Source organism: Wolbachia endosymbiont of Drosophila incompta (assembly GCF_001758565.1).
GTDB classification, from domain to species: domain Bacteria; phylum Pseudomonadota; class Alphaproteobacteria; order Rickettsiales; family Anaplasmataceae; genus Wolbachia; species Wolbachia pipientis.
The window spans coordinates 346,751-349,538 of record NZ_CP011148.1; the positions used below are offsets into that span (position 1 = coordinate 346,751).

The 2,788-nt window shown below is 33.3% G+C and carries 3 protein-coding genes and 1 pseudogene; all 4 read left to right on the forward strand.

Annotation, left to right across the window (positions count from 1 at the left end; translation table 11 throughout):
* Nucleotides 1-115 (forward strand): annotated as a pseudogene (locus tag WG67_RS08165) (metal ABC transporter permease); the annotation flags it as partial.
* Nucleotides 116-246: 131 nt separating this feature from the next.
* Nucleotides 247-426, forward strand: a complete 180-nt coding sequence (locus tag WG67_RS01600; RefSeq protein WP_010082539.1) for a hypothetical protein — start codon at nucleotides 247-249, stop codon at nucleotides 424-426.
* A gap of 5 nt (nucleotides 427-431) precedes the next feature.
* Nucleotides 432-1,424, forward strand: coding sequence for a DNA polymerase III subunit delta (gene holA / locus WG67_RS01605; protein WP_010962537.1), 993 nt, complete (start codon nucleotides 432-434; stop codon nucleotides 1,422-1,424).
* Between the two features lie 169 nt (nucleotides 1,425-1,593).
* A complete protein-coding gene (locus WG67_RS01610; protein ID WP_070356800.1) occupies nucleotides 1,594-2,628 on the forward strand; it encodes a Fic family protein in 1,035 nt (344 codons plus the stop codon).
* Nucleotides 2,629-2,788: the final 160 nt, after the last annotated feature.

Sequence of the window (2,788 nt, forward strand, 5' to 3'; positions counted from 1 at the left end):
TCTCATGTTATCTGCAAGTTTTGATTTGTTAACTGGACCTGCAATTATACTTGTTGCAGCGGTATATTTAATTATCGCTTATTTTATAAGGCTAGTATTAAGCAGGTTGGCTTAATTTTGATCTCGAATGTTAATAATTTTGTAATATACTCATTATAAAACATCACTATCTTAGCACAAAATAGTTTTTGCTATACTATTATTTATATGCTAATGATAAGTTGTTAATTTTATGGAGTAAGCAATATGAGCGAAGAAGGATTTTTTTCCAAATATATATCTCAACCTGTGAAAAAATTTTATAATTATATTACAGGAAAAACAGAAGAGTCAGATGATGTAGCAGGTGATGTGCATAATATTGCACAAGGAGACTCAGAGTCTTTGGATACTCATGTACAGTCAAATGAGAATGATATCATATAGATAGCATGAGGGTCACACCATCCAAAGTTAAAAAATTCCTAGAGAAACCTGATGCTTTACGTGGTGTGTTAATTCATGGAAGTGATAACAGTAGGGTTGATTTTTATGTACAAGAAATAATTGCTAATTTGGGTGAGTATTCAGTTCAGGTGATGGATTTTGCAATAGTGAATAAGTCACCCAGTTTACTGTTTTCTGAATTGGCAAACGTTTCGATGTTTACCAGCAAAAAATTAATTAAGCTGATAAATGTGAGTGGAGGTATATCCAAGGAGTTAAAAAATGTATTGGATTATAACGCAAGTGGTCATTATGTAATGATGGTAGCAAATGATCTTCCATATAATTCTGCGACTAAAAGTTATATGGAGAGTTCAAAAATTTTTGGTGTGATTGCTTGCTATAAGGACAGCAACAGCAATCTTTATGACATTATATCAAGTTACTTAAAACAAAATGATATAAAATGCACAAATGAGATAATCTACCATTTGCAATCTTACTTTAATCATAGCAAGCTGCCTATATGTTCAGAACTTGAGAAGTTAGTTTTATACTTAGGGGAGAGAAAAGACCTAAAACTTACTGATATAGAATTATGCTTTTCAACTTCCGGCAACGACTATGCTACACTTGATGATCTATGCTCTGCCATAGCAAGTAAAGATATGTCGCGTTTCATTAGAATTTCTGATGCATTGATATCGCAAGAAAATTTTTCACCGATAGCACTAATTCGCATTATATCAAATTATTTCCTACGCCTTGAAAACGTTTTGCTGTCAGTGCAAGGTGGAATGAGTGAGCAGGCTGCGATTGATCAGCTAAGCCCTCCATTGTTTTTTAAACAATTGCAGAGTTTTAAATCTCATTTGAAAAGTTTGCAACTTTCAGAACTTAAGAAGATCTTGGAAAAATTGATAAGCTTAGAAGTTACCTGTAAAAAAACTGATTTAGATCATAAAATGATTTTTCAACATGCACTGACAGGTAGCTGACTACTCGGATCCAGCCTTTCTTATAATTTCATCAAAATGTTGTATTTTAACATAAAATAGCTGCTTTTATGCCTACCAAAATTCATTCTTTAGTGTGTGTCTCATAAGTATTCTTTGCTAATAGGATATTTTCGAATATAATTGAATATAACTAGATAAAAATACAGATATGTTTGACATTTCAAAAATTGTAATAACACCTGAAATGTTAAAATTAGTTGCTGAAATTGATGAATTTAAAGGAGCATGGCAATTGTTTGGTAATTTAGCTCCAGAACGTTTACAAATGCTCAAGAAAATTGCAACAATTGAAAGTATTGGTTCTTCTACTCGTATTGAAGGGGCAAGATTATCAGACCGTGAAGTTGAGCAATTACTATCCAAACTTGATACACGCTCATTTCGTTCTCTAGATGAACGAGAAATAGCCGGATATGCGTATGTGTGTGAAGAAGTATTTCAAAACTTTAACAAGATGCCATTTACAGAAAACACTATAAAACAGTTTCACATCTGGCTTTTACAATTTGCATATAAAGATCAAAGGCACATGGGAGAATATAAAAAATTCCCCAATCATGTTGAAGCGTTTGATGAATCTGGAAAAAGCTTGGGCATAGTTTTTGAAACAGCCTCTCCATTTGAGACAGCAACACAAATGCAAGAACTTATTTATTGGACTAGCCAGCAATTAGAGGTGAAATCGTTACACCCTCTATTAATTATTGGCATTTTTATAGTTACTTTTTTAGCTATTCATCCCTTCCAGGATGGAAATGGCAGATTATCACGCATTCTCACAACTTTCTTGTTACTAAAGTTAGGGTATATCTATGTACCTTACAGTTCCCTTGAAAGTAATAAGGAGAGTTACTACTTAGCTTTGCGTCGTACTCAACAATCCTTGAAGACGAGCAGCTATGATTTTAATCCATGGCTTATATTCTTTTTAAGGTCACTACAAAAGCAAAAATTTCATCTTGAACAAAAGGTGTCACATGAAAAAGTGTTAAATCTCTATTTACCACCACTTTCTGCTAAAGTATTAGCACTACTCAGCAAACATGGACGTCTTACAATTAAGGATTTGGAAAATATTACTAAAGCAAACTGCAATACCTTAAAGAAGCACGTATCTAATCTCGTAAAGAGTAATCACATCACTCAGCATGGAAAAGGCAAAGCAACCTGGTATGTAATATAGAGCTCAATAGGATATGTATTCATTTTGTCTTGTTAAATTATCAGCTATAGAATATAGATCACAGCTGTACAAACATTGTAGTTTGAGCCCACTAGATCCCAGTGCCCTATTCTTGTCATCCCAGTGCCCAGACACTGGGATCTCATTTTACTTTATAATG

Coding starts and splice junctions, on each gene's coding strand:
- WG67_RS01600 (WP_010082539.1), top strand. CDS start 247: ATGAGCGAAGAAGGATTTTTTTCCAAATATATATCTCAACCTGTGAAA.
- holA (WP_010962537.1), top strand. CDS start 432: ATGAGGGTCACACCATCCAAAGTTAAAAAATTCCTAGAGAAACCTGAT.
- WG67_RS01610 (WP_070356800.1), top strand. CDS start 1,594: ATGTTTGACATTTCAAAAATTGTAATAACACCTGAAATGTTAAAATTA.